The sequence below is a fragment of the Vreelandella lionensis genome (assembly GCF_002087295.1).
Lineage (GTDB): Bacteria > Pseudomonadota > Gammaproteobacteria > Pseudomonadales > Halomonadaceae > Vreelandella > Vreelandella lionensis.
On record NZ_MWVI01000061.1, the window covers coordinates 65059 to 91353 of the forward strand.

Consider the following 26295-nt stretch of genomic DNA (forward strand, 5'->3'; position numbering starts at 1 on the left):
CTATGCGCTATCAATCACACCCTTACCATTGCGCTGAGACCACTAGGCAACGGAGGATTCCAAAAAGTCCTGGGCAAACCGCTGCAGCACGCCACCGGCTGAATAGATGGTCACTTCTTCAGCCGTATCCAATCGGCAAACCACCGGCACGCGCTCGGTGCTGCCACTGGTGCGGTGAATGACCAGCGTGAGCATGGCGCGAGGATCGGGCGTGCCTTCCACATCGAAGACTTCCGTACCGTCCAATCCAAGCGTTTTACGGGTAGTGCCCTCTTCAAACTGAAGGGGCATCACACCCATCCCGATCAGGTTCGTGCGGTGGCTGCGCTCAAAGCCTTCGGCGACAATGGCTTCCACCCCTGCGAGCGCGACGCCCTTTAGCCGCCCAGTCACGAGATGAGCCCTGGCCGTAATCCGCACCGGCGATAATGATCAGCGGCTGCTTGCGGGCCATGTAGGTTTCGATGGCTTCCCACATGCGGGTCACTTTACCCTCCGGCTCAATACGCGCCAGCGACCCCTGCAGCACCTTGCCCTGCTCGTCGTGGACCATTTCGTTGAACAGTTTCGGGTTCGCCAACGTTGCCCGCTGGGCGGTCAGGTGATCCCCGCGGTGGGTGGCGTAGGAGTTAAAGTCCTCCTCCGGCAGGCCTATTTTGTGCAGGTACTCCCCCGCCGCGCTATCGAGCATGATGGCATTGGAAGGCGAAAGGTGGTCGGTGGTGATGTTGTCCGGCAGAATCGCCAGCGGGCGCATGCCCTTCAGCCCGCGCTCTTTCGCCATGTTGCCTTCCCAGTAGGGCGGGCGGCGAATGTAGGTGCTCTGGGGCCGCCATTCGTAGAGCGGGCTTACCTGCGTACGCGCACTTTTATCCAGATCGAACATCGGGATATAGGTTTGGCGGAACTGCTCGGGCTTCACCGCCGACTTCACGATAGCATCGATTTCGCTATCGTCGGGCCAGATGTCCTTGAGGGTGACCGGATTACCCTGCGTGTCATACCCCAGCACGTCTTTTTCGATATCAAAGCGGATGGTGACCGCAATGGCATACGCCGCCACCAACGGCGGTGAAGCCAAAAACGCCTGTTTGGCGTAGGGGTGGATACGCCCGTCAAAGTTTCGGTTACCGGAAAGCACCGCTGTGGCGTACAGGTCGCGGTCGATTATTTCCTGCTGGATGTGCGGCTCCAGCGCACCAGACATCCCGTTACAGGTGGTACAGGCGTAGGCCACCACACCAAAGCCGAGGTTTTCCAACTCATCCATCAAGTGCGCTTCTTCTAAGTACATCTTGACGGTTTTTGAGCCAGGGGCCAGCGACGACTTCACCCACGGTTTGCGGGTCAGCCCTAACCGGTTGGCGTTGCGAGCAATCAACCCAGCCGCCACCATATTGCGCGGGTTAGACGTGTTGGTGCAACTGGGAGATGGCGGCAATAATCACCGCGCCATCCGGCATTCTACCTGCCTGCTCATCGGCCCGGGCTTTATCCAGGTCGATGGCAATACCCCGCTTGGCCAGCTCGGACGTAGGCAAGTGAGCATGGGGGTTAGAAGGGCCAGCCAACGTGCGTGCCACGCTTGAGAGATCAAACGTCAATACCCGCTCGTAATAGGCACTCTTGAGATCATCCGCCCATAGCCCAGTATGCTTAGCGTAGGCTTCTACCAACGCGACTTGCTCATCTTCACGCCCAGTGAGCTTGAGATACTCAATGGTTTGGTTATCGATGTAGAACATCGCCGCCGTAGCACCATACTCCGGTGTCATATTGGAAATCGTGGCGCGGTCGCCCACGGTCAGCGCGTCAGCCCCCTCGCCGTAGAACTCTAAGTAAGCGCCCACTACCCGCTCTTTACGCAGAAATTCGGTAATCGCCAGCACCATGTCGGTGCCGGTAATGCCCGGCTGTAGTTTGCCGGTAAGCTCGACCCCGACAATATCCGGCAGGCGCATCATGGAGGCGCGACCAAGCATGACGCTCTCTGCCTCTAAACCACCCACCCCCACAGAGATTACCCCGAGCGCATCTACCATGGGCGTATGGCTGTCGGTACCCACACATGTATCTGGATAGGCAATACGCACGCCCTGCTCATCAGGGCGGCACTGCACCACTGGCGACATCTTCTCCAGGTTGATCTGGTGCATGATGCCGTTGCCGGGAGGAATCACGTCGACGTTTTCAAACGCCAGCTTGGTCCAGTTAATAAAGTGGAAGCGGTCGTCGTTACGACGATCTTCCACTTGGCGGTTTTTCTCGAAAGCGTCCTTCTCAAAGCCCGCATGTTCGACGGCCAACGAGTGATCGACGATCAACTGAGTGGGCACGACCGGGTTGACCTTGGCCGGGTCACCGCCTTTGTCAGCAATGGCATCACGCAGGCCGGCTAAATCTACCAGCGCGGTCTGGCCAAGAATGTCGTGACATACCACCCGTGCCGGGTACCAGGGAAAATCTAAATCCTGCTTGCGCTCAATGAGCTGTTTTAGAGCATCGGTGAGCAGCTCAGGGTCACAGCGACGTACCAGCTGTTCGGCCAATACTCGCGAAGTGTAGGGCAGTTTGGCATAGGCGCCGTGCTGGATATCCTCGACCGCTTGGCGTGCATCGAAGAACTCTACCGGCTCGCCCTCTACCAGAACGCCCGGTAGCGGCTTGCGATAATTCGTGTTCATAACGCCTCTCACTTAGTCACCGCGCAACCGATTAGTCACGCGCTTCGATGGGTACCCATTCGCTCTTCTCAGGACCGATATAATCGGCGCTGGGGCGAATAATGCGGTTGTTGGCACGCTGCTCAAACACATGTGCAGCCCAGCCCGTCAGCCGAGACATCACAAAAATCGGCGTAAACAGCTTGGTCGGAATATCCATAAAGTGGTAGGCGCTGGCATGGAAGAAGTCTGCGTTGCAGAACAGCTTCTTCTCCCGCCACATTACCTCTTCACAGCGTACCGACACCGGATAGAGCACCGTGTCGCCTACATCTTCAGCTAACTTTTTGGACCACTCTTTGATAATAGCGTTGCGCCGGGTCCGACTCACGATAGATGGCGTGACCAAAGCCCATGATCTTCTCTTTACGCTCCAGCATACCGAGCATTTCCCGCTCTGCTTCCTCTGGCGATGCCCAGTTCTCGATCATCGCCATGGCCGCTTCGTTGGCGCCGCCGTGCAGCGGGCCGCGCAGTGAGCCAATCGCGCCGGTGATACAAGAGTGCATATCGGAAAGCGTAGAAGCGCATACCCGAGCGGTGAAAGTTGAAGCTTTGAACTCGTGCTCGGCATAGAGAATCAGCGAGACGTTCATCACGTGAGCATGAAGCTCGGAGGCTGGCTCGCCGCGCAGCATATGTAGGAAGTGGCCACCTACCGCGGCATCATCAGTTTCGGTATCAATACGCACGCCGTCATGGCTGAAGCGATACCAGTAGCAAATAATCGAGGGCAGCACCGCTAGCAGGCGATCCGCCACGTCCTGCTGCTCGTCAAAGCTCTCTTCGGTTTCCAGGTTGCCCAACATGGAGGCCCCCGTACGCATCACGTCCATCGGGTGAGCGTCTTTAGGAATCTGCTCCAGCACGGTTTTCAGCGCATCAGGCAAGCCACGCAGGCCTTTTAGCTTGGCAATGTAGTGGTCAAGCTCCGCTTGGTTGGGCAGCTTGCCTTTCAACAGCAGGTAAGCGACTTCTTCAAATTTGGCTTTTTCGGCCAGCTCTTTGATATCGAAACCACGATAGGTCAGACCAGAACCGGTTTTACCCACGGTACATAGAGCTGTCACGCCTGCGCTCTGCCCCCGAAGTCCTGCGCCTGCTAGCGGTTTATCAGCCATGTTATCTCTCCTGACGTACTTATTAATTTTATAAGTGTTGTTAGTAAATTAGCGCTGTTAGCTAAAGACCTCGCTTTCGTTAATCGTCTTTTTGCTCGGCAAACAACGCGTCAAGCTTTTGCTCAAAGTCGTGGTAATTCAAAAAGTCGTACAGTTCATCGCGGGTCTGCATGGTGTCGACCACCTCACGTTGATGACCGTTATCTAGAATGCTCTGGTACACCTTCAACGCGGCGGCATTCATGGCCCGGAACGCCGAGAGCGGGTAGAGCACCATACGACAGCCAACCTCGCCCAGCTCCTGCTGACTAAACAACGGCGTCGCGCCGAACTCAGTAATGTTGGCCAAAATGGGAGCATTTACTCGCTGGCAGAACGCCTTATAGTCATCCAACGTATGTACCGCTTCGGCAAAGATAGCGTCGGCACCTGCTTCCACGCAGGCGTTCGCCCGCTCGATGGCCGCATCCAGCCCCTCTTTTTGGAACGCATCGGTGCGGGCAATCAGGTAAAAATCCGGGTCTAGCTTGGCATCGGCGGCGGCTTTGATGCGGTCTACCATCTCTTGCTGCGAGACAATGGCCGTGTTCGGCCGGTGGCCGCAGCGCTTTTGCGCGACTTGGTCTTCCAGGTGCACAGCAGCCACACCCGCCCGCTGCATCTCTTTCACGGTGCGGGCAATGTTAAACGCACCGCCCCAGCCTGTATCGATATCCACCAGCAGCGGCAACTCGGTGGCGCCACAGATGCGGTGTGCATCCTCCACCACGTCGTTCATGGTGGTCATACCTAGATCCGGCAGGCCAAACGATGCATTCGCCACACCACCACCCGAAAGATAAATGGCTTGATGGCCTACACGCTCAGCCATCATGGGCCGTATAGGCGTTGATGGTGCCTAAAATCGGCAGCGGACGATTGGCTTCAAGCGCGGCACGAAACCGTGCCCCAGGGGTAAGCTTGGATGATGGTGTGGTAGACATGGGCGTTAGCTCCTTTAGTCGGCAGATGTTGTTGATTGTTGTTCGAGAATGGCGGCATAGCGGTCAGCGACATTGGCACGAGAAGCGCTGACATGGCGGCGCATCAATAGCTCGGCAAGTTCAGCGTCACCGGCTTCAATAGCGTCCACAATACGGTGGTGCTCTACAAATGCCCGCTGGGGGCGCGTACCGCTGGCGCTAAACTGGGTACGATAGAGGCGCACTAGGTAGTAAAGGTCATCGCAAAGCAGGTTCATCAGCATCTTGTTGTGGCTGCCTTGAACAATGCAATAATGGAAATCCAGGTCGCCTTCACGCTGGTAATAGGCTTCACCGCGCTTTAGTCGCCCTGGCTTTCATGCACCGCCAGTACATCGCGTAAGCCCTGAATCTCCTCAGGCGACATATGCTCGGCGGCCAAGCGGGCAGCCATGCTCTCTAAGGCTTCGCGTACGTCGAAGAGCTCCAGCAGCTCTTTCATGGAGAGTTTGACCACCCGCGCTCCTACGTGGGGCACGCGTTCAATCAAGCGGTGAGCTTCCAGGCGTCGCATGGCTTCACGCAGCGGCCCACGGGAGATACCGTAGGTTTTGGATAGCCCTGGTTCGGTAATTTTACTGCCTGGCGCTAGCTCGCCGCGCACAATGGCGCTTTGCAGCTGATGAAACACGCGCTCTGCGAGCGTACGCACCTCAGGTGAGACCGGCTCGGACGAGGCTTCATCGGAAGGCGAGGAGGTTGTAGCAAGTAACGTCATGGCTAATTGTCGACAATTAAGGAATAGAGGAACTTTAGCCCTCTCTATTTCCCTCGTCAACCATGCAAAATAGGCGTTTTTATACGTCTTTCGTTGCAAGCGGGTATGGACCCGGGAAACAACTGTCAACAATCAAATAAATTAGGATAGCTCGCACCTCAAGCGTGAGAAAGTCGTCGATGGCTTCTGCTGGTGCGATGGTGGTACGACCTCTAAAATATGGCGCCCTCACTGGCCTGGCGTTTGCTTCATGACAACGGCGTTGACGATTACAGCCCTGCCCTACTCTTCCGACCCTTTGGCACTGTTTGCCAAACTCAGGCAACGCCCCGGTGCGGTGTTGCTCGATAGCGGCCGTCCGAAGGCCACCACCGGGCGTTACGACATCCTTAGCAGTGACCCCCTCGCTACGCTAAAAATATCGCCAGATGGCCACACAGCGTTTGAGTCTGACACGCTGTCACTCCCCCCATCGTTGATGGGCAACAGCCATGCACAGCAGCAGTGGCTTTTAGAGCAGCTACCCACAGCCAACCTCAAGAGCGAGCTCCCCTTTTTAGGTGGCCTGATGGGTTACTGGAGCTATGACCTTGGCCGCAACCATGCTGACATACCCAGCCAGCACCCGCCCGTCACCCAGTTACCTTTAGCGCGTTTAGGGCTGTTTGATTGGTGTATCACATTTGACCACGTCACCGAACAAGCGTGGCTGGTAGGCAGCGAACAGCGGCGCAGGCAGGTAATGGAGTGGTTAAGCGAACCAGCAACACCTAGCCACGCCTTTCGGCTCACACAGCCGTTTATAGCCGAACTTAGCCAGGCAGAATATACCGAGCGTTTTGCGGCGGTCCAGCGCTATATCCTTGCGGGGGACTGCTACCAAATCAATTTGGCCCAGCGCTTTTCGGCCCGCTATCAAGGAGACGAGTGGCAGGCATACCTTAAACTGCGTGAAGCGACGCCTACGCCCTTTTCAGGCTTTATGGCATGGGGTAGCCAAGCTGTTTTATCACTCTCTCCTGAGCGCTTTATCCAGTGCCGTGACGGCTTGGTGGAAACCCGCCCGATAAAAGGCACCCGCCCACGAGGAAGAACCCCAGAAGAGGATCGTGCCCTGTCGGACGAACTGCTCAGCAGCACTAAAGATCGCGCGGAGAACGTGATGATTGTGGACTTGCTGCGCAATGACCTAGGGCGCGTATGCACACCTGGCTCTATTCGCGTGCCGCAGCTGTGCCAGCTTGAGAGCTATCCCAACGTGCACCACTTAGTCAGCGTGGTACAGGGCCAACTTGCTGCCCAGCACTCACCGCTTTCGCTGCTCACCGCCGCGTTTCCTGGCGGCTCGATTACCGGCGCGCCAAAAATACGGGCGATGCAGATTATTGATGAGTTGGAACCCTGCCAGCGCAGCGTTTACTGCGGCAGCCTGGGTTATATCGATGTTCGCGGCAGCATGGATACCTCCATTGCCATCCGTACCATGGTGGCAGATGCAGGCACACTGCACGTATGGGGTGGCGGCGGGCTGGTGGCGGATTCAAAAGCAGATGAAGAGTACACCGAAACGCTGGATAAGATCCGCCACTTAATAGGCGCTTTGGAATAAGCGATTAACGCTCTTACATCAAAAAGAAATATAAAAGCCTAACCAAACGGTATTGGGGAGAAGCCCCCCGCCTTTGGTAGCCTAGGGGCATTGCACGCTTTTTCACTTAGGAGGCCGCATGTCCTCAACGCTTGAACAGATTAATCGCGACTTTGCCAACAACCCTCAAGAACTGATTGAGTGGGCGTTCAGCCAGGGCGAACGCCCTATCTGCACCACCAACTTCCGCCCCTTCGAAGCGGTCATTCTGCATATGGTGACGCAAGTACGCCCTGATATCCCCATTGTCTGGATGGATAGCGGTTACAACACCGAGGCGACTTACCAGTTCGCCGATGCGCTGATCCAGCGCCTCAACTTAAACATTGTCAGCTTTTTGCCAAAGCGTACTCGCGCCCACCGCGAAGCGCTGGAAGGCCCCATGCCCGGCATTGATGACCCGCGCCATGATGCCTTTACTCAAGAAGTGAAGCTTGAACCATTTGAGCGCGCACTACGCGAGATGCAACCCGATGTATGGTTTACCGCGCTACGTGCCGAAGACACGCCCGACCGGGCTAAAATGCAGGTGGTTAGCCGCAATAGCGACGGCTTACTAAAAGTCGCCCCACTGCTGCAGTGGACCGCTAAAGATATGTACTACTACTTAGAGGCCCACGACCTACCCAACAACTTCGACTACTTCGACCCCACCAAGGTAGAAGAGAAACGCGAATGCGGGCTGCACCTTCAGCACTAAGCTACCAATAAAGCCACCAATACCCAGCACGACGCCCAGGCTCCCCGCCTGGGCTTAAAATGAAATAGTACTTAATACTCAGGCAGTTCTACACCCTCAAACAGCGCTTGCTCAAAGCGCGGGCCGGCCATGAGTGCTTCGTCCACCCGGTCACGGGTTAAGTGAGGCGCAAAGCGAGCCAGGAAGTCGTACATGTAGCCGCGCATAAAGGTGCCACGCCGAATGCCGATTTTAGTGGTGGAGCTGGCAAATAAATGGCTGGCATCCAGAGCCACTAGGTCACTATCTAGCACTGGATCTACGGCCATGTGAGCGACAATGCCAACGCCCATACCTAGGCGAACGTAAGTCTTGATCACATCGGCATCGGCAGCGGTTAGTACCACATTGGGTGTTAAGCCCTTCGCTTTGAATGCATCGTCTAACTGTGAACGCCCGGTAAACCCGAACACGTAAGTCACCAGCGGATGCTCGGCTAGGGCCTCAAGCGTTAGCTGGCCATCCAGCATTGCCAGTGGGTGCTCTTTGGGCACCAGTACGCAACGGTTCCAGCGGTAGCACGGCAGCAGCACTAAATCGGTAAATAGCTCTAATGATTCCGTCGCAATAGCAAAATCTGCCAGCCCTTCGCTCACCATCTGGGCAATCTGCTTAGGCGTGCCTTGCTGCATATGCAGCGCCACTTCGGGGTATTTCAGAGTAAATTCACTGATAATCGGCGGCAGCGCATAGCGAGCTTGAGTATGGGTCGTGGCAATCGCCAGGCTCCCGCGGCGCTCGTCGCTATGCTCTTGCGCAACCTGCTTGATATTTTCGGTCAGCTTAAGTACCTGGCCTGCTAGCTCGATAATCGAATGCCCAGCAGGGGTGACGCGGGTTCCCTGTTTGCCACTGCGAGCAAAGATTTCAACGCCTAGCTCATCCTCCAGCAAACGAATCTGCTTTGAGATACCCGGTTGAGAGGTAAACAAACTCTGCGCCGTTGCCGAGACGTTCAGGTTGTGTCGATTGACTTCCCAGATATAGCGAAGTTGCTGTAGCTTCATATCCTCACCCTATAATCTATGCAGGAAGCACGTAAAAGCGCATCCTCACGCTGCCACTGTGTGCTTAGCCAAGCGCGCGGTTTCATGGCTCAATGAGCACATTTTTGAATAAAAAAACGTCTTGTAATTCACTTATAGTATAAAAAATAGAGGCTATGAACATCTATTAATTTTTTCTATTTAAGGACAAATCGCATCAGGAATTTGCCAGCACCCTTCGCGCCCGCTAACATCTGGCAACTTGGCGCGGTGAAAATGCGCTAATATTTCGCGTAATGACCGTTGCTCCATTTGAGGCAACGAAACAGTAAGAGCAACGCAAACGGGAGAAGCAAATGGCTAATAATGTTGATGTCACCAACGCCAATTTTGAGCAAGAAGTCCTCAACGCCGAACAGCCTGTCCTGCTGAAATTCTGGGCCCCCTGGTGCGGCCCGTGTAAAGTCATGGCACCTGTTGTTGATGAAGTAGCAGCAGAGCGCGGCGACAAACTGAAAGTTGTCAGTGTGAACGTTGACGATGCACCTGAAATTGCCGCCGAACAGGGCGTGCGCGGTGTACCCACCGTCATGCTGTTTAAATCCGGCACCAAAGACGCTTCACTGGTTGGCGCGCAATCTAAGTCGCAGTTGACCCAGTTTATCGACCAAAACGCCTAAGCTGGTAACGTTACCGCTGGCACTGCCAGCGGTATCTCTCTTCTTATTGGCATTGCCTGCCTAAGCGTCGCTTTTTTCTCGCTTCGCCCCCTCTCCCCGCTTCCAAGGCGGCCGACGTGCGTCTCCAGGGCGTCTCATCTGCACATTACGCTGCTTACCCGGCCCTAATAGATGGGCTATCCAGCGCGTTTGAGGGTGGCTATCAAAAGCAATCTTTAGCGTCATCGTTAGCAGCACCGACAGCAGCATGCCCGCCGCGCCAAAGATCCACCCCCACACCACCAGTGAAAGAAACGCCACAAATGTGGATAACCCCAGCGCCTGCCCCATCACTCTAGGCTCAATCAAATTGCCCAAAATAAAGTTGATGACCTAGTACGCCGATGCCAACAGCAACGCCTGCAGCACACCGCCATCCTGAGACACCAACAGCAGCAGTACCGGCGGAATCGCGCCAACGCCGAGCCAATATTAGGAATAAAGTTAAGCGCAAATGCCAATACGCCCCACAGCAGCGGAAACTCAACGCCCACCAGCAGGCACGAGAGCCAGACCAACACACCGGTTGCCAAACTAATCACGGTTTTAACCGCCAAGTAGCGTTTTAGCGTTAGGCTAAATTCACTAAACCGTTTCAAGCTCGGTGCCGGATTTTCAAGCGCCCGGGACACCTTATCGCGAAAATTCAGCGTCTCGAACAGCATGAAAATCACCAGCAGCGCGACGATACTGCCCTGCATAAACAGCGAGCCAATCTCACCCAGCAGTGTGGCCACCCAGGAGCCGTCCTCCTCCATGGCAAACATCGAACTGAGCTGGTCAGGGTCGATAGCCAACCCACGAGAAGCCAGCGCATTGAGCAAGTCCCAGTAGTGCTCGTAAAGCCTGGATTCAATATCAGGTAGCGCTTCAACAAAGGTACTAAAGCGATTGACCACCAACAGGCCAATAAGCGATATAAAACCCACCAACACCAGTAGCGTAATCAACGCCGACATCCGCCGACTCAAACCGCAGCGATGCAGCCACTGCACGGGTGAGGTGCACACCACGGCAATAAACACCGCCAGCAGTAGCGGCACCAACAGGTCCGCGCCCACTTTCATTCCCGCAATAATCACTACCAACGCGGCAAGCGCTAGTGTGGCATTGAGCGGGATACTTCGATAATCCTCATCCGACAACTTCGACATAGCCCTTTCCTTAGCGTGTTATCCATACATAATGGCTGCTTGCCTGTTATTGCACAAAACATGCAAACCTTAAGCAACTGTTTTCCGTCTACTCTTTGCCAGTGAACTTTATGGCAACCTTTCCTTCCAAGCAGCGATACACAATATTAGTTAGCCTACTCTACTCATTGGCTCTCTTAGCAAGGAAGTGACCTATGAATACAGCAACGCAACACTTTAAACGCCTCCGCTACGGCATCGTGGGCAGCGCTTTGTTTGCCCTATTGGCTGCCCCTATGGCTTACGCCGCGCCGCCTGCTCCGCCAAGCCTTCACGTTCAGGCGCAGTCATGGGTGGAAGTTGAACCCGATAAAGCCACGCTCTCTGCGCGTTTGTGGGAAAACACCCCAGCGGTTTCAACCTTAGACGCCACCGATAGCGAAGCCCTGGGCAGCGCCCGCGAGCGGCTTGAGCAGCGTGCCAGCGAGTTGATTGCCGCCATGGAAGAGATTGGCATTGAGCAACGCGCCATCAATGCAGGCCCCCTGAACGTGTATCCTGAGCATGTCGCAGGCCCGCGCAACGACAACGGCGAACAAGAGCCGCTGATGCGCACCCGCTTAGAACGTCCCTTCAGCGTTGAGCTAACTAATATAGACCAATTAGGCGATGTGCTGGACGCTTTGATTGGCGCTGGTGTAAATGCGTTAGATGGTGTGCAGTTTGACCTGCAGGATCGCGACGCCGCCACCGAGGAAGCATGAAAAAAAGCGTTAGAAAAAGCCCGCCATAAAGCCGACCTTATGGCGAGCACGCTAGATGTCACGCTTGGCCCTGTTCAACGCATTGAAGAGACCCAAGCGCCGGTTTTTCAACCCCGCATGATGGCCATGCGTGCTGAAAGCGACGCCATGAGCAGCGGCTCAGCCAGCGACTACCGCCCCGGCACCATTCGTATTGATGCCGGGGTAAGCGTTGAGTGGGCGCTTAGAGGGCAAGACGCTCGAGGCCGCCCAGGTAGGGTTGCAGGGGAGCTGGAACAGTAATCGACCCATCCGCCTGCTGGTGGTTTTCAAGCACCGCCAGTAGGCAGCGCCCTACCGCAAGGCCCGAGCCATTCAACGTATGCAGCAACTGCGGCTTTTTAGCATCCGGATGGCGGTAACGGGCCTGCATCCGACGCGCCTGGAAATCTTCGCAGTTAGACACGGAAGAGATTTCCCGGTAAGTGTTTTGGCTTGGCAGCCACACTTCCAAATCGTAGGTTTTCGCCGCGCCAAAGCCCATGTCGCCCGTACACAGCGTCACCACCCGATACGGCAACTCAAGCGCCTGCAGAATGGCTTCTGCGTGGCCGCGCATCTCTTCCAGCGCTTCGTAGCTCTTCTCCGGCTCCACAATTTGCACCATCTCGACTTATCGAACTGGTGTTGACGAATCATGCCACGGGTATCGCGCCCATGGGAGCCCGCTTCCGAGCGGAAACACGGCGTGTGGGCGGTCAGCTTCATCGGCAGCGCCGCTAATTCTACAATCTCATCGCGCACAAAATTCGTCAGCGGGACTTCCGACGTGGGAATCAGGTGGTACTCCCGCTCATCGTTCAGCTTGAACAGATCCTCGCCGAACTTGGGCAGCTGGCCCGTACCCATCAGCGAATCCCGATTCACCATATAAGGCACATAGCACTCTTCATAGCCGTGCTGCTGGGTTTGCGTATCCAGCATAAACTGCGCCAGCGCGCGATGCAGGCGAGCGATGGGCCCGCGCATCACTGCAAAGCGCGCGCCGGTTAGCTTGGCCGCCAGTTCAAAATCGAGATAGCCGGACTTCTTACCCAAATCCACATGGTCCAGCACCTCAAAGTCGAACTCACGCGGCGTGCCCCAGCGGTGCAGCTCCACGTTATCATCTTCGCTCTTGCCTTCCGGCACGCTCTCATGGGGCAGGTTGGGAATACCGCTAATTGCGTCATCCCACTCGGCCTGAACTTCCGCCAGCTCGCGCTTGGCAGCATCCAAACGGTCACCTAAGTCGCTCACCTCATCCAGCAGCGGTTGGATATCTTCGCCATTGGCCTTGGCCTTACCAATCGATTTGGAGCGCGTATTCCGCTCGTTCTGCAACTGCTCGGTCTGGGTTTGCAACTCACGACGGCGCGACTCTAGCGCCTGCAATGCCGCTTTATCGAGTTCGAAGCCCCGGCGGGCCAGTTGTTGCGCAGTTGCATCAAGATCGCCGCGCAGCAGTTTCGGATCGAGCATGAGTTATCCCTTGGCCAGAATTCAGTGAAACACGGCTCTCAAAGGCCGTGACAAAGGGGCCTATTGTAGGCAAAAGCGCGAGTTGGGGCTATGGCAGCGCGCCACCATGCTGAACTTAGTCGTTGGCGGGTATACACCATGACCCTTGCGCATGTCCCTCCCCCCTTATTAGCCAAAAGTGATAGAGTGCCCGCCGCTTTAAAGCAAGAACCACTAACAACGGGTTATAGAAAAGGAGAAAGTTTATGCAGGAGACCGCAACGCAAGGAAAATTTGGTTGGTGGCGACGTATCGCTCTATGGCAGAAAATCCTGGCTGGTTTGGCGCTCGGGGTGCTGGCAGGCGCACTGCTCGGCGAAACAGCGAGTGTATTTAAGCCACTAGGCGACATCTTCATTAATGCCATTATGATGCTGATTGTGCCGCTGGTCTTTTCGACGCTGGTGGTGGGTATTACCTCCATGCGCGATCCACAGAAGATGGGCCGTATTGGGGCTCGCACCATTATCCTTTACTTAGTGACCACCGCCTTTGCCATCAGCATTGGCCTTGTGCTCTCTACCCTGCTGCAGCCTGGGGTGGGTGTCGGGCTAAGTTTCGACTCTGAAGTCTCGGCTAACGAAGCACCGTCGCTGATGTCGATTCTCATTAATCTCGTGCCGCGCAACCCGATTGATGCCCTGGCTAATGGCAACATTATGCAGATCATTGTGTTTGCCATTGGCTTGGGCATCTCGCTAACGCTTATCGGTGAAAAAGGCGAGCCGGTGATGAAGGTCTTCGATAGCTTCGCGGAAGCCATGTATAAACTCACTGGCCTCGTGATGGCGTTTGCGCCATTCGGGGTGTTTGGTTTGATTGCCCATGTATCGGGTCAGTATGGCTTAGAAATTTTGCTCCCACTCGCCAAACTGATCGGTGTGGTCTATCTCGCCAGCATTTTGCATGTACTCGTTATCTACTCTGGCTTTATTTCTCTGATGGGTCGTTTGAACCCGGTGCGCTACTTAAAAGGCAGCCTGGATGCCATCGTGGTGGCGTTTTCTTCTGCTTCCTCAGCAGGCACCCTGCCCGTCTCAATTCGCTGCGCACAGAAAAACCTGGGCGTATCGGAAGGGGTGTCCGGCTTTGTACTGCCCGTAGGCGCCACCATCAATATGGATGGCACCGCACTGTATCAAGGCGTGGTGGTGCTGTTTATTGCTCAGATGACCGGCACTGATTTGAGCATGATGGATTACGGCATGATCGTAGCCACCGGCACGCTGGCCTCGATTGGTACCGCAGGCGTTCCTGGTGCAGGCCTGATTATGCTCTCCATCGTGATGGCACAAATTGGCCTACCCCTTGAAGCTATTGCCGTGGTTGCGGGTATTGACCGCATTCTGGATATGGCGCGTACCAGTGTTAACGTCGCAGGAGATCTTATGGTCACCACGCTGGTAGGTAAAAGCGAAGGCGAACTCAACGAAAAAATCTACAACACCAGCCGCTCTTAATAATCGATTAGGCTATCCCTCGCGCCCGCTGCCCTTGCTAGCGGGCGCTTTTTTATACCGAACTACAAGCTGCTAGGATGTCACCTTGACCACTGAACTAAGCGAGCCGATATGTCTTCTGCCTTTGAACACACCCTTGCCGCTATTGATGCGCTTCATGCTCAAGACCCCCGGCCAACCACTCTCGCAGATGGCACTTCTCAGCCACAAGAGCTTATCTATGCCCAGCGCATGAGCCGATGGTTAGAACAATTGCAGGATGCCCCTAACGAGCTGTTAAGCATAGCCGTGCGCGCCCAGCATCTGCAGCGCTGGCAACTGCCGCGAAGCGATTACCCAGAAGGCCGCATTGGCTACTTAACTTGGCGGCGGGACCACAGGGCCCAGGCAGGTGATACCACGGCGGCACTCATGGAAGAGGCGGGCTATTCCCAAGAGGAGGCCAAACGCGTCGCCAGCATGATTCGCAAGCAAGGCCTGGGGCGCGATAGCGATGTGCAAGCCCTGGAAGACTGCGCCTGCCTAGTGTTCTTAGAAAACTACTTCGCCGATTTCTCACGCAAGGTGGAGCACGACCACATGGTGCGCATTGTGCAAAAGACCTGGGGCAAGATGTCGCCGCAGGCGCATGCGCTAGCCCTGACGCTGCCCATGAACGACGCCTGTGCAACGCTCGTCAAAGAGGCGTTAGACAGCCACTGAGATGCCCCATCAAGATGCACCGCCGCAGTAGCTGCGGTAAAGTAGCGCTATCCCCTACCCGCTTCCAGCAGTGACGGCTTAACCCCCTATGATTGCATCCCTGGATTCTCGCACGGCCCCTTTTGAACGCCTGAACAGCCGCTATGTACGTTTTCTCGACGTCCTCCGCGCCCGCGGGTTCGAAGGTGAAATAGCGCCGGATTATGCCAACCGCACCGTGCTGGCGACGGATAACTCGATTTACCAGCGCCTTCCCCAGGCGGCGGTGTTTCCCAAACACGCCGAAGACTTAGAGCGCCTTGCCAAGCTCGCCTCCGAGCTGCCCCACCGGGATATCGTCCTGACCCCGCGGGGCGGCGGCACCGGCACCAACGGCCAGTCGCTGACCGATGGCATCGTGGTGGATGTCTCCCGCCATATGAACCAAATCAAAGAGATTGACGTGGAAGCCCGCCGTGTGCGGGTACAGGCAGGCGTGGTCAAAGATCAGCTCAACGCCGCGCTGAAGCCCCACGGGCTGTTTTTCGCCCCCGAACTCTTCCACCTCTAACCGCGCCACCATTGGCGGCATGATCTCCACCGACGCTAGTGGCCAAGGTAGCTGCCAGTACGGCAAAACCCGCCACCACGTGTTAGAGCTGGATACGATTCTGCTCGGCGGGCAGCATTTACACAGCCGCCCACTCAACGCGGAAGAGGAGCAGCAGGCGTTAGCGCAAGCAGGCGTGCTGGGTAAAGTACACCAAACCGCCCTGCGATTATCGATCAGCAGCGCGAATTGATTGAGGCGACGTTCCCGCCGCTCAACCGCTGCCTGACCGGCTACGACCTGGCGCATCTACGCGAAGAGGGCCAGCTCAACCTGAATAGCCTGCTGTGCGGTTCAGAAGGCTCTCTGGGCTTTTTGAGCGAAGCCGTGCTCAACGTCTTGCCGATTCCCAAGCACTCTACGCTAGTGAATGTTCGCTACCCGAGCTTTATGGATGCCTTGCGGGATGCCAAGGCGCTGATGACCGCCAGCGCATCGCCCACCTCCATTGAAACCATCGACGACACCGTGCTGCAACTGGCGATGGACGACTTCGTTTGGGACAGCGTGGCGGAATTTTTCCCGGCGGGCAGCACGCCCATTCAGGGCATCAACCTGATCGAGTTCAACGACGATGACCCCGAACAGCTCGCAGCGCGTGTAACGGCGTTTACCCAGCACCTGAGCCAGGATGCCACCGTAGAGCGATTGGGCTACACCCTGGCGGAAGGCCGCCCGCAGATCCAGAAAGTCTACGCTATGCGCAAACGCTCGGTAGGTCTGCTGGGTAACGTTCAGGGGGAGAAGCGTCCGCTGCCGTTCGTGGAAGACACCGCCGTTCCGCCGGAACACTTGGCCGACTTCATTACCGAGTTCCGCGCCGCGCTGGATGCACGCAAGCTCTCCTACGGCATGTTCGGCCATGTGGATGCGGGGGTGCTACACGTGCGCCCGGCGCTGGATATGAAAGACCCCGCCCAGGAAGCTCTGATTCGCGAGATTTCTGATGAAGTCGCTGCGCTCACCCAGAAGTACGGCGGGCTGCTGTGGGGCGAACACGGAAAAGGCGTGCGCTCCGAGTACGGGCCGAAGTTTTTCGGTGAGCTTTACCCCTGCCTACAGCAGGTCAAGGCGGCGTTCGACCCGCACAACCAGCTCAACCCCGGCAAGATCGCTTCACCTTCTGAAAGCACCACGCTGATTGCGAAAGAGAGCGACCCGGAACTACTCACCGTCGATGGTGTCCCCATGCGCGGCCAGCTCGACCGCACCATTGACGAGCGGGCCTGGCAGGCCTATGACGCAGCGGTGTACTGCAACGGCAACGGCGCTTGCTACAACTACGATGTGGACGACCCCATGTGCCCCTCGTGGAAGGCTACCCGCGACCGCCGCCACTCCCCTAAAGGCCGCGCCAGCTTGATTCGTGAGTGGCTGCGCTTGCAGTCGCAAGCGGGCATCGACGTGGTGGAAGAGTCGCGCAAAAAGAAAGCCGAGCGCACCTGGGGCTTTATCAAAAGCTTCCCCAAGCGGGCGATGAACACCGTTAGCCGCCAGCAGCACCACGACTACTCCCATGAAGTCTACGACGCCATGGCGGGCTGCTTGGCGTGTAAATCCTGCGCGGGCCAGTGCCCCATCAAAGTCAACGTGCCCCAGTTCCGTTCGCAGTTTTTGGAGGTGTACCACGGCCGCTACCTGCGCCCGCTGCGCGACTACGTGATTGGCGGCACCGAATTTATGCTGCCTGCGTTAACCAAGATGGCTCCGCTGTATAACGCCGCCCTTGGCCAGCGCTGGGTCGAGCAACTCATGCAGAAAGGGCTCGGCATTAGCGACTCCCCCGCACTCTCCCGTGCTAGCGTGAAAAAGCAACTGCGCGCCTGGGGCGTTGCGGAAGCCACGCCCACATCGCTTGCGCTACTCACCGAGCAGCAGCGGGCCAACAGCGTCGTGATTGTGCAAGACGCCTTCACCACCCACTTTGAAGCCAAGCTGGTGATGGATGTGGTAGAGCTGCTATCGCGGCTGAACCTGCGCGTGTTTGTCATGCCGTTTTCCGCCAACGGCAAGCCGCTGCACGTACAGGGCTTTTTAGGTGCCTTTGAGCGCACGGCAGAGAAGCAGGCCAAACGCCTTCGCGCACTCAGCGAGTTCGAGGTTCCTATGGTAGCATCGACCCCGCCATGACGCTGACCTACCGCCAGGAGTACGTCAAAGCGCTGGGCCCTGAGCAAGTGCCGAACGTACTGATGCTGCAGGAGTGGCTAGCCACCCGCGTTAACACCCTCGCCCTCGGCCAGCTAACGCTCAAGGACCCAGGCTTTAAGCTGCTTTCCCACTGCACCGAAAAAACCAATGCGCCGGGCAGCCCAAAAGCGTGGCAGCAGGTATTTGCAGCGTTTGGTTTGCAGTTGGAGCTGGCCACCACGGGCTGCTGCGGCATGTCCGGCACCTACGGCCATGAGACCCGTAACGTCGCCACCTCTAAAACGATTTACGCCCAGTCCTGGCAGCCCCAGGTCGAAGCTGAGGAGAACAGCGGTAAGCTACTGGCCACCGGCTACTCCTGCCGCAGTCAGGTGAAGCGCTACTCAGCGCAAACCCTGCCCCATCCTCTGCAAGCTCTGCTGACCAGTATCAAACAGGCCAGCCGCTAACGCGGCTGGCCTGCTGGGGCTTGCTGGTATCCGTGTGGGCGTTTAGAAAAACAACCGCTTGAGGGCCAAACCAGGGTCCTCTTCGCGCATAAACGCTTCACCCACCAAAAAGCCATTGACCTCGTGGTCACGCATTAGCTCTACGTCATCACGCGTGTGAATGCCGGATTCGGTGATCACGGTCACGCCTTCAGGGATACGCGGCAGCAGGTCCAAGGTGGTATTCAGGCTGGTATCAAAGGTGTGTAGGTTGCGGTTGTTAATACCCACCAGCTTCAAATCCAACGCCAGGGCGCGCTCTAGCTCCTCTGCATCGTGAACTTCCACCAGCACATCCATCCCCAATGCGTTGGCCTGCTGGTGCAGGTCGCGCAGTTGAGTGTCATTGAGCGCCGCCACAATTAATAGGATGCAGTCCGCACCGATGGCGCGCGCTTCAGTGACCTGATAACCGTGGGTGATAAAGTCTTTGCGGATCACCGGCAGGTCGCAGGCATCGCGAGCGGCAATTAGGTAATCCTCATGGCCCTGGAAGAAGTCGGCATCGGTCAGCACGGAAAGGCACGCTGCGCCGCCCTGGGCGTAGCTTTTGGCAATATCCGCTGGGTGAAACTCTTCCCGCATCACGCCTTTAGAGGGCGAGGCTTTTTTCACCTCGGCGATCACTGCTGCGTCGCCTGCCGCAATACGCTGATTCAATGCATCAATAAAGCCACGGGGCGCGCTCTGCTTCTCCGCCAGCGCTAGCAGATCAGCCTCAGATACCGCCTGCTGACGCTCAGCGACTTCCTGGTCTTTACGGGCCAAAATGCGCGTTAAAATAGTCGGCGTTGCCTGGTCACTCATTGGAAGTTTTACCCTTTAAAGACGCTAGTGAAGTGCGAAAGCTCTCTGAGCTTTTCAAGCGGTAGTTTGGAGGCCTGGGCATCCTGGGCCACCATCACGCCCTCTTTCAAGCTATCGGCCACGCCCGCGCAGTAAAGCGCAGCCCCGGCGTTGAGTGCCACCATATCTGCCGCCGCTCCTTCACCGCTAAGTGCGGCTTTCACCAAACGCAGGCTATCTTCCGCGCTGGACGCTTTAAGGGTGGCGAGGCTTTGGCGCTCGATGCCCAGGGATTCCGGGGTAATGGTGTACTGGGTAATCTCGCCCTCTTTTAGCTCCGCCACCAGAGTGGGCGCCGCCAGGGAGATCTCATCCAGGCCATCTTCAGAATGCACCACCATGACATGGCGGCTACCCAGCTTGCGCAACACTTCGGCCATCAGCGGCACCAGCTCCGCTGAATATACGCCCAGCACTTGATTGGGCGCACTGGCGGGGTTGGTAAAGGGCCAAGAAAATTAAAAAGCGTACGCACGCCCATTTCCCGCCGTGGCCCAATGGCATAGCGCATGGCTGGGTGGTGGTTAGGTGCGAACATAAAGCCAACGCCGACCTGCTCAATGCAGCGCGCCACTTTTTCAGGCTTGAGGTCGAGATAGATGCCAGCAATATCGAATAAATCGGCGCTGCCAGAAGAAGAGGAGACGCTGCGATTGCCATGTTGAGCCACATGGGCACCGCCAGCAGCGGCCACAAAACTAGACGCCGTGGACACATTAAACAGGTTCGCGCCATCGCCGCCGGTGCCGACGATATCCACCACGTTCTCGGTGTGTAGCTCGACGCGTTTCATTAAATCGCGCATCACCTGGGCGGCGGCGCTAATCTCTTCAGCGCTTTCGCCTTTCATGGCCAGCCCCACCAGCAGGCCGCCAATTTGCGCGTCGGAGGCTTCGCCGGTCATGATCTGGCGCATCAGTGCGTGCATCGCATTGAAAGAGAGGTCTTCGCGGCGCATCACCGCGTTAATTGCGTCTCGCATTTGCATGAGCAGGAAAGCCCCTAAAGCGTATGAATTTGGCGATCAGCCGCGTTGTAAAAAATTGGCCAATAACGCATGGCCCTGGCGCGTGAGTATCGACTCAGGGTGAAACTGTACCCCTTCCACATCAAGGGTACGATGACGAAAGCCCATGATCAGCCCGGGCGTTACGTCATCCTCGGCGGTCCAGGCGGTCACTTCCAAGCAGTCGGGCAGGCTCTCCTGCTCAACCACCAATGAGTGATAGCGCGTCACTTCCAGCGGGTTTTCCAGCCCGCTGAACACGCCCTGCCCACGGTGTACAACGGCCGAGGTTTTGCCGTGCATCACCTGGGGTGCCCGCACCACTTTGCCGCCGTACACCTGGCCGATGGCTTGATGCCCCAGGCAAACGCCCAAAATAGGCAGTTTGCCCGCAAAATGCTCGATGGCCGCTAGCGAAATGCCCGCCTCGTTGGGTGTACACGGGCCGGGCGAAATCACCAGATGGGTAGGCGCCAGGGCACGCATCTGCTCCAGGGTAATCTCATCGTTGCGATAGGTCATCACCTCGGCATCCAGCTCACCCAGGTACTGGACGATGTTAAACGTGAAGCTGTCGTAGTTATCCAGCATCAACACCCGTTGCACTGCCTGCGCTTGCGCCATCGCCCCGCTTACTCCATCACATAAATAAAACCGCACTGGCAGGATGATACCCCAACCCAGACACTCCTTGCAGGGGCAGCAAGCGCTTAGTGGGGCTGCGGCACTGCTGCCCGCTCCAGTCGGCAGGCAGCGTACTTGAACTCGGGTATTTTACCATAGGGGTCCAGGGCCGGGTTGGTGAGCAGATTGGCGGCGGCCTCGGCATAGGCAAACGGCACAAACACCATCCCATCGGGGATTTTATCGTCCACTCGGGCGGTCAGCGTAATCGTTCCACGCCGCGTGGTTATGGTGAGCTTCTCGCCCGGTGCCACCCCCAGGCGGTTGAGTTCGCCCGGTGAGAGACTGGCAACCGCCTCTGGCTCTAGGGCGTCGAGCACCTGGGCACGCCGCGTCATGGAGCCCGTATGCCAATGCTCCAACTGGCGGCCGGTGGTCAGTACCGTGGGGTACGCGTCATCCACCGGCTCGTCCGGCGGGAGCGGGCGCGTGGGGGCGAATTTAGCCAGCCCGCCAGCGCGCGGAAAGGCGTCGCTAAAGACCACGTCCTGGCCGGGGGCATCCTCGGCTGGGCAGGGGTATGTGACGGAGTTCTCCCGCGCTAGCCGCTCCCAGCTAATGTGATTGAACGAGTGCATGCCCTGCTGCATTTCGGCAAACACTTCTTGCGGGTGCTGATAGCGCCAGCCCAGCCCAAAGCGATTAGCGATCTCTTGGATGATCCACCAGTCCGGCTTAGCTTCTCCTGGCAGCGGTAAGGCCGCCCTGCCCAGCTGTACTTGGCGGTTAGTGTTGGTCACGGTGCCGTCTTTTTCGGGCCACGCTGAAGCAGGCAGAATCACGTCCGCGAACTGAGCGGTTTCGGTGATAAACAGATCCTGCACCACCAAATGCTCAAGCTTACCCAGCGCGGCGCGGGCGTGGGTAAGATCCGGGTCAGACATCGCTGTGTTTTCACCCAAAATGTACATACCGCGCACCTCGCCTGCGTGAATCGCATTCATCACTTCCACCACCGTCAGCCCAGGCTCATCGCTCAGCGGCGTGTTCCATAGCTCTTCAAACGCGGCACGCAGCTGGCTATCGCCCACAGGCTGGTAGTCCGGCAGCACCATGGGAATCAGCCCCGCATCCGAGGCACCCTGCACGTTATTTTGACCGCGCAGGGGGTGCAGGCCTGTGCCGGGGCGACCGGTGTGGCCGCAGGCCAGTGCCAACGAGATCAAACAGCGGGCATTGTCGGTGCCGTGGGTGTGCTGAGAAATACCCATGCCCCAGAAAATCATCGCTTTCTCGGCGTTGGCGTAGCGGCGCGCCACCTCACGAATAGTGTCGGGGGCTACGCCGCACAGCGCGCTCATGGCGTCCGGTGTGCTGTGCGCCACGCTCTGCTTGAGCGCTTCAAAGCCTTCGGTGTGGGCGTCGATATAGGCTTGGTTATACAGGCCTTCCGCGATGATCACGTGGAGCAGCGCGTTGAACAGCGATACATCCGCCCCCGGTGTAAAGCGCACGCTCATGGTTGCGTAAGCATCCAACGCCTGCCCGCGAGGGTCGAGAATAATGATCTCGGTGCCCTGCTTGGCTGCCTGCTTGAAGAATGTTGCCGCTACGGGGTGATTCACCGCCGGGTTGCAGCCGGTGAGAATCACCACATCGGCCTCCAGCGCCTGCATAAACGAAGCGGTCACCGCGCCTGAACCCAGGCACTCCATCAGCGCTGCGACAGAACTGGCATGGCAAAGCCGCGTGCAGTGGTCCACGTTATTGCTGCCAAAGCCGGTACGCACCAGCTTCTGAAATAGCCACGCCTCTTCGTTAGAGCACTTGGCGCTGCCAAAGCCCGCCAATGCTTTGGGGCCTTGCGCCTGCTTAATCGCCATTAGGCCGCCCGCCGCGATTTCCAGCGCTTCGTCCCAGCTGGCTTCGCGGAAGTGGCTAAATGGATTGGCAGGGTCAAAGGTAGAGTCGAGCGTCTTAGGAATACCCGGTAAGCGTATCAGCGGCTTGGTCAGGCGTGTCGGGTGGCTCCGTAATCAAACCCAAACCGGCCTTTCACGCACAGGCGGTTCTGGTTAGCGGGGCCGTTGCGTCCTTCCACATAGGCCAGGGCATCGTCGTTAATATGGTACGTCAGCTGGCAGCCCACCCCGCCGGAGGGGCACACGGAATCCACCTGTCGCTGGCTTTGAGAATCGCCCTGACCTGCGGCATTGACCACGGTGGCGGGCATCAATGCGCCGGTGGGGCATGCTTGCACGCACTCGCCGCAGCCCACGCAGGTGCTCTGGCCCATCGGGTCGGCAAAATCAAATACCACGGTGGCGGCGGCGCCCCGCTGCGCCATGCCGATGACATCGTTACTCTGCACCTCGCGGCAGGCGCGCACGCACAGGTTGCAGGTAATGCAGGCGTCCAAGTCGACGTGCATCGCCGGGTGGCTGGTATCTGGCTGGCTCACCGTTGGCGCAGCCGCTGCATGGTTGACGGCTGCTTTACGGCGTGGCGGCAGCCACGACTTAACCGCCGCTTCGTCGACCGCCCACTGGTCGGCTACTTCCCAGAAGTGGCTGGAGCGGTCAGGGCTTTGGGCGCGGCTGGGCTGGTCGGCCATCAGCAGTTTCCAATACCGTTTCACGCGCTTGTGTGGCACGGGGCGAGTGGGCGCTGCGCACCACCATGCCGGGTTTGGCCTCGCGGATACAGCTTGCTGCCAGCACGCGCTCGCCTTCCACTTCCACCATACAGGCCCGGCAGTTGCCATCGGCGCGGTAGCCGGGGGCATCTTTGAAACAGAGGTGGGGAATGGTCTCTCCAGCGCGCTTGGCCACCTGCCAAAGGGATTCTCCGGGGTAGGCAGTGACTTCTTGATCATCCAAGACAATAGTGAACGAAGCGGTCATGGTGCACTCCCTTCAGCGGCATCGCTGACGATAATCTGCTGCTGGGCAAGCGCAGGGCGGAAATCCTTGAGTAGCCCTAACACAGGGTTCGGTGCCGCCTGCCCCAGGCCGCAAATCGAGGCGTCCTGCATCACCTGGGCCAGTCGAGTGAGCGCCTGCACATCCCATGTGGGTTGCTCTAGCAAACTGAGCATTCTCTCGGTGCCTACCCGGCAAGGCGTACACTGCCCGCAGGATTCATCGGCAAAAAAAGCCAGCAGATTGGTGGCCACCGCCTGAAGGTTATCCTGATCAGACAGCACGATAATCGCCGCTGACCCAATAAAACTGCCGTGTGCCTGCAGCGTGTCGAAATCCAGCGGCACATCGGCTTTGCTGGCGGGCAGAATGCCACCCGAGGCGCCGCCGGGCAGGTAAGCGGCCAGCGAATGCCCTTCCGACATGCCGCCCGCATACTCCTCTATCAACTCGCGCAGCGTAATGCCTGCTGGCGCTAAGTACACGCCGGGCTTGCTCACTCGCCCAGAGACAGAAAAACTGCGCAGGCCTCGTCGACCGTTGCGCCCATGCCCAGCAAACCATTCCGCCCCTTTGTGCCAAATGGCAGGAATCCAGTAGACGGTTTCAACGTTATTGACCAGCGTGGGGCGGCCAAACAGCCCCTGTTGGGCTACGTAAGGCGGGCGGTGGCGCGGCTTGCCGGGCTTGCCTTCCAGGGATTCAATGAGCGCCGACTCCTCGCCACAGATATAAGCCCCCGCACCCCGGCGCATGATGATAAATCCAGGCGCCACTAATCCAGCCTGCTCAAGCTCTGCAATCGCTTCATGAAGCACGCGGTGTAGGCCGGGGTACTCATCGCGCAAATAGATATAAAGCGCCTCGGCCTCTATCGCCCAGGCGCTGACCAGCGCGCCCTCAAGAAATTGATGCGGCGCACGCTCTAAATAGTAGCGGTCTTTAAACGTCCCCGGTTCGCCCTCATCAGCGTTAATCACGCAGTAGCGCGGCCCGGCGGCTTGGCGCACGGCCTGCCACTTTTTAAACGTAGGGAAGCCCGCGCCTCCCAAGCCTCGCAGGCCCGACGCTTCAAGCGCCTGCAGCACCTCATCAATGCTGATCTTACCGCTGCGCACATGGGCCAGTAACTGATAACCACCTGCCTGCTGATAGGCGTCAAGCCGCTGCCACAAAATCGCTTCAGGATGAAAGTGGCCGGTATCCACCACGGCTTCGACGCCTTCTGCGGTGGCATACAGCACATGGTAATGGCCCACTTCTGCCACCGGCGCGGTATCGCAGCGGCCCATGCAGGGCGCACGGATCACCCGTACACAGTCAGGATCGACGCGGGCTTCCAACGCTTTGTGTAGCGCACTGGCCCCCGCTAATTGGCAGGAAAGAGAATCACAGACGCGAATTGTGGTATCCGGCGGGGGCGCTTGGTGGTCGTGCACCACATCGAAATGGGCATAGAACGTCGCCGTCTCGTACACCGCTGCCATGGGCAGGTTCATATAGGCTGCCAGGGCGCGCAGTTCCACAAGCGATAAGTGGCCGTGGGCATCCTGAATGGCGTGTAGATGCTCTATCAACAGGTCGCGACGCTTCAGGCTGGGCGTCCGGCGCTCATCGCCTAACAGGTCACGCAGCGCCGCCAGTGCGACAGGCGCTACATCACGCCCTTTAGGGTACCCGCGGCGGCGAGAGGACATACCATTTTGAGAGGTCATGACACGCTATCCAGAAAGCTGTTCAAAAGAGTGATTTAAAAAAAGCTACGCTTGTCAAAAGAAGACTAGGCTTAGGGCTAGGCGAACATAGATAGTAGCTATTTTGTCCACCATGTCGTTATTAAGCGGCATTTTTTTAAAGCATAGAGGTTAACAGGCGTGGGTGAAACCACTTCGTTTGCAGGAGTTGGCACTACGCTTTGCTCTAAAGCAAAGCGCGGCAATGGCTCTAGCAACAAAGCAGGACACTCTTTATGATTTGCCGTCATTTTAATAGGTTAGGAGCGTGGTATGGACAAGCGGGCACCCTGGATAATCACGCTCTTATTAGTGGCGACATTCATCACCCCCCAGGCATTCGCGGCCACTTCGATTAAAGTGATAGCGTCGTTTTCGGTCATCGAAGATTTAGTCAAGCGTGTGGCAGGCGATGATATCAGCATCACGACGATTGTACCGGTGGGCGATGATGTTCACCGCTGGGAGCTGACGCCCCCTAACGTACTTGCAGTGGAAGAGGCCGATATTGTGTTTTACAACGGCCACGGGCTAGAGCCATGGATCCGTCATGTAGAAGCGATGGCCAACGACACGCTAACGCTAATGGCTCTGGCCGAAAGCGCCAACTATGCGCCGCTGACGATTCCAGTGGGTCAGCATAAAGGCAATCCGGACCCCCAT

General features: G+C 57.4%; 12 protein-coding genes and 10 pseudogenes. 8 read left to right on the forward strand and 14 right to left on the reverse strand.

The features are described 5' to 3' along the window. Window positions 1-42: 42 nt before the first annotated feature. The 4 pseudogenes from acnD to B4967_RS07965 form a co-directional block, all read right to left on the reverse strand. Window positions 43-2684, reverse strand: a pseudogene (acnD, locus tag B4967_RS07950) (Fe/S-dependent 2-methylisocitrate dehydratase AcnD). A gap of 31 nt (window positions 2685-2715) precedes the next feature. Continuing rightward, a pseudogene (prpC, locus tag B4967_RS07955) lies at window positions 2716-3844 on the reverse strand (bifunctional 2-methylcitrate synthase/citrate synthase). A 79-nt stretch (window positions 3845-3923) separates the two neighbouring features. Next, a pseudogene (prpB, locus tag B4967_RS07960) lies at window positions 3924-4827 on the reverse strand (methylisocitrate lyase). A gap of 14 nt (window positions 4828-4841) precedes the next feature. Continuing rightward, window positions 4842-5584: pseudogene (locus B4967_RS07965) on the reverse strand (GntR family transcriptional regulator). Between the two features lie 250 nt (window positions 5585-5834). Between B4967_RS07965 and pabB the strand changes: the two are divergent. After that, a complete protein-coding gene (gene pabB, locus B4967_RS07970) occupies window positions 5835-7193 on the forward strand; it encodes an aminodeoxychorismate synthase component I (RefSeq protein ID WP_083024588.1) in 1359 nt (452 codons plus the stop codon). 118 nt (window positions 7194-7311) lie between these two features. Continuing rightward, window positions 7312-7932 (forward strand): phosphoadenosine phosphosulfate reductase domain-containing protein, encoded by a 621-nt coding sequence (locus tag B4967_RS07975; protein WP_083024589.1) that lies wholly within the window; start codon window positions 7312-7314, stop codon window positions 7930-7932. A gap of 71 nt (window positions 7933-8003) precedes the next feature. Here B4967_RS07975 and cysB read toward each other — a convergent pair whose 3' ends face one another. Then, window positions 8004-8978, reverse strand: a complete 975-nt coding sequence (cysB, locus tag B4967_RS07980) for an HTH-type transcriptional regulator CysB (protein ID WP_083024591.1) — start codon at window positions 8976-8978, stop codon at window positions 8004-8006. Window positions 8979-9313: 335 nt separating this feature from the next. Here cysB and trxA point away from each other — a divergent pair, with 335 nt between their 5' ends. Further along, complete coding sequence (gene trxA, locus B4967_RS07985) at window positions 9314-9637, forward strand: thioredoxin (RefSeq protein WP_083024593.1); 324 nt, start codon at window positions 9314-9316, stop codon at window positions 9635-9637. Window positions 9638-9697: 60 nt separating this feature from the next. Here the strand turns inward: trxA and B4967_RS07990 are convergent. Further along, window positions 9698-10830: pseudogene (locus B4967_RS07990) on the reverse strand (AI-2E family transporter). Window positions 10831-11105: 275 nt separating this feature from the next. Here B4967_RS07990 and B4967_RS07995 point away from each other — a divergent pair. Further along, window positions 11106-11855, forward strand: a pseudogene (locus tag B4967_RS07995) (SIMPL domain-containing protein). Here B4967_RS07995 and serS read toward each other — a convergent pair. Beyond that, a pseudogene (gene serS, locus B4967_RS08000) lies at window positions 11797-13073 on the reverse strand (serine--tRNA ligase). The pseudogenes B4967_RS07995 and serS sit on opposite strands and share 59 nt — an antisense overlap. 245 nt (window positions 13074-13318) lie before the next feature. Here serS and B4967_RS08005 point away from each other — a divergent pair. The 3 genes and pseudogenes from B4967_RS08005 to ydiJ all read left to right on the forward strand — a co-directional run bounded on the left by B4967_RS08005 (window position 13319) and on the right by ydiJ (window position 18463). Further along, a complete protein-coding gene (locus B4967_RS08005) occupies window positions 13319-14572 on the forward strand; it encodes a dicarboxylate/amino acid:cation symporter (RefSeq protein ID WP_083024595.1) in 1254 nt (417 codons plus the stop codon). Between the two features lie 111 nt (window positions 14573-14683). Next, entirely contained in the window at window positions 14684-15274 is a 591-nt protein-coding gene (locus B4967_RS08010; RefSeq protein ID WP_083024596.1) for a DUF4202 domain-containing protein, read from the forward strand. A gap of 88 nt (window positions 15275-15362) precedes the next feature. Beyond that, a pseudogene (gene ydiJ, locus B4967_RS20215) lies at window positions 15363-18463 on the forward strand (D-2-hydroxyglutarate dehydrogenase YdiJ). A 42-nt stretch (window positions 18464-18505) separates the two neighbouring features. On the opposite strand, the gene trpC reads toward ydiJ, so the two are convergent. The 7 genes and pseudogenes from trpC to B4967_RS08040 form a co-directional block, all read right to left on the reverse strand. Continuing rightward, a complete protein-coding gene (trpC, locus tag B4967_RS08020) occupies window positions 18506-19309 on the reverse strand; it encodes an indole-3-glycerol phosphate synthase TrpC (protein WP_083024598.1) in 804 nt (267 codons plus the stop codon). A gap of 8 nt (window positions 19310-19317) precedes the next feature. Continuing rightward, a pseudogene (gene trpD / locus B4967_RS08025) lies at window positions 19318-20336 on the reverse strand (anthranilate phosphoribosyltransferase). Window positions 20337-20372: 36 nt separating this feature from the next. Then, a complete protein-coding gene (locus B4967_RS08030) occupies window positions 20373-20978 on the reverse strand; it encodes an anthranilate synthase component II (protein ID WP_083024600.1) in 606 nt (201 codons plus the stop codon). A gap of 86 nt (window positions 20979-21064) precedes the next feature. Further along, window positions 21065-22993 carry a molybdopterin oxidoreductase family protein gene (locus B4967_RS08035; RefSeq protein ID WP_340638722.1) on the reverse strand — a complete coding sequence of 643 codons (1929 nt, stop codon included), beginning with the start codon at window positions 22991-22993 and terminating at the stop codon, window positions 21065-21067. Beyond that, the gene (locus B4967_RS19060; RefSeq protein WP_243470406.1) at window positions 22990-23592 is read right to left on the reverse strand and encodes a 4Fe-4S binding protein; all 603 of its coding nucleotides are present in this window, start codon (window positions 23590-23592) and stop codon (window positions 22990-22992) included. The genes B4967_RS08035 and B4967_RS19060 overlap by 4 nt, the downstream gene beginning before the upstream one ends. Next, window positions 23558-23881, reverse strand: coding sequence for a 2Fe-2S iron-sulfur cluster-binding protein (locus tag B4967_RS19065; protein ID WP_243470407.1), 324 nt, complete (start codon window positions 23879-23881; stop codon window positions 23558-23560). Before B4967_RS19065 ends, B4967_RS19060 begins: the two co-directional genes overlap by 35 nt. Beyond that, window positions 23878-25614 (reverse strand): NADH-ubiquinone oxidoreductase-F iron-sulfur binding region domain-containing protein, encoded by a 1737-nt coding sequence (locus tag B4967_RS08040; RefSeq protein WP_083024602.1) that lies wholly within the window; start codon window positions 25612-25614, stop codon window positions 23878-23880. Before B4967_RS08040 ends, B4967_RS19065 begins: the two co-directional genes overlap by 4 nt. A gap of 291 nt (window positions 25615-25905) precedes the next feature. Between B4967_RS08040 and B4967_RS20220 the strand changes: the two are divergent. Next, window positions 25906-26271 (forward strand): annotated as a pseudogene (locus B4967_RS20220) (metal ABC transporter substrate-binding protein); the annotation flags it as partial. Window positions 26272-26295 lie beyond the last annotated feature (24 nt).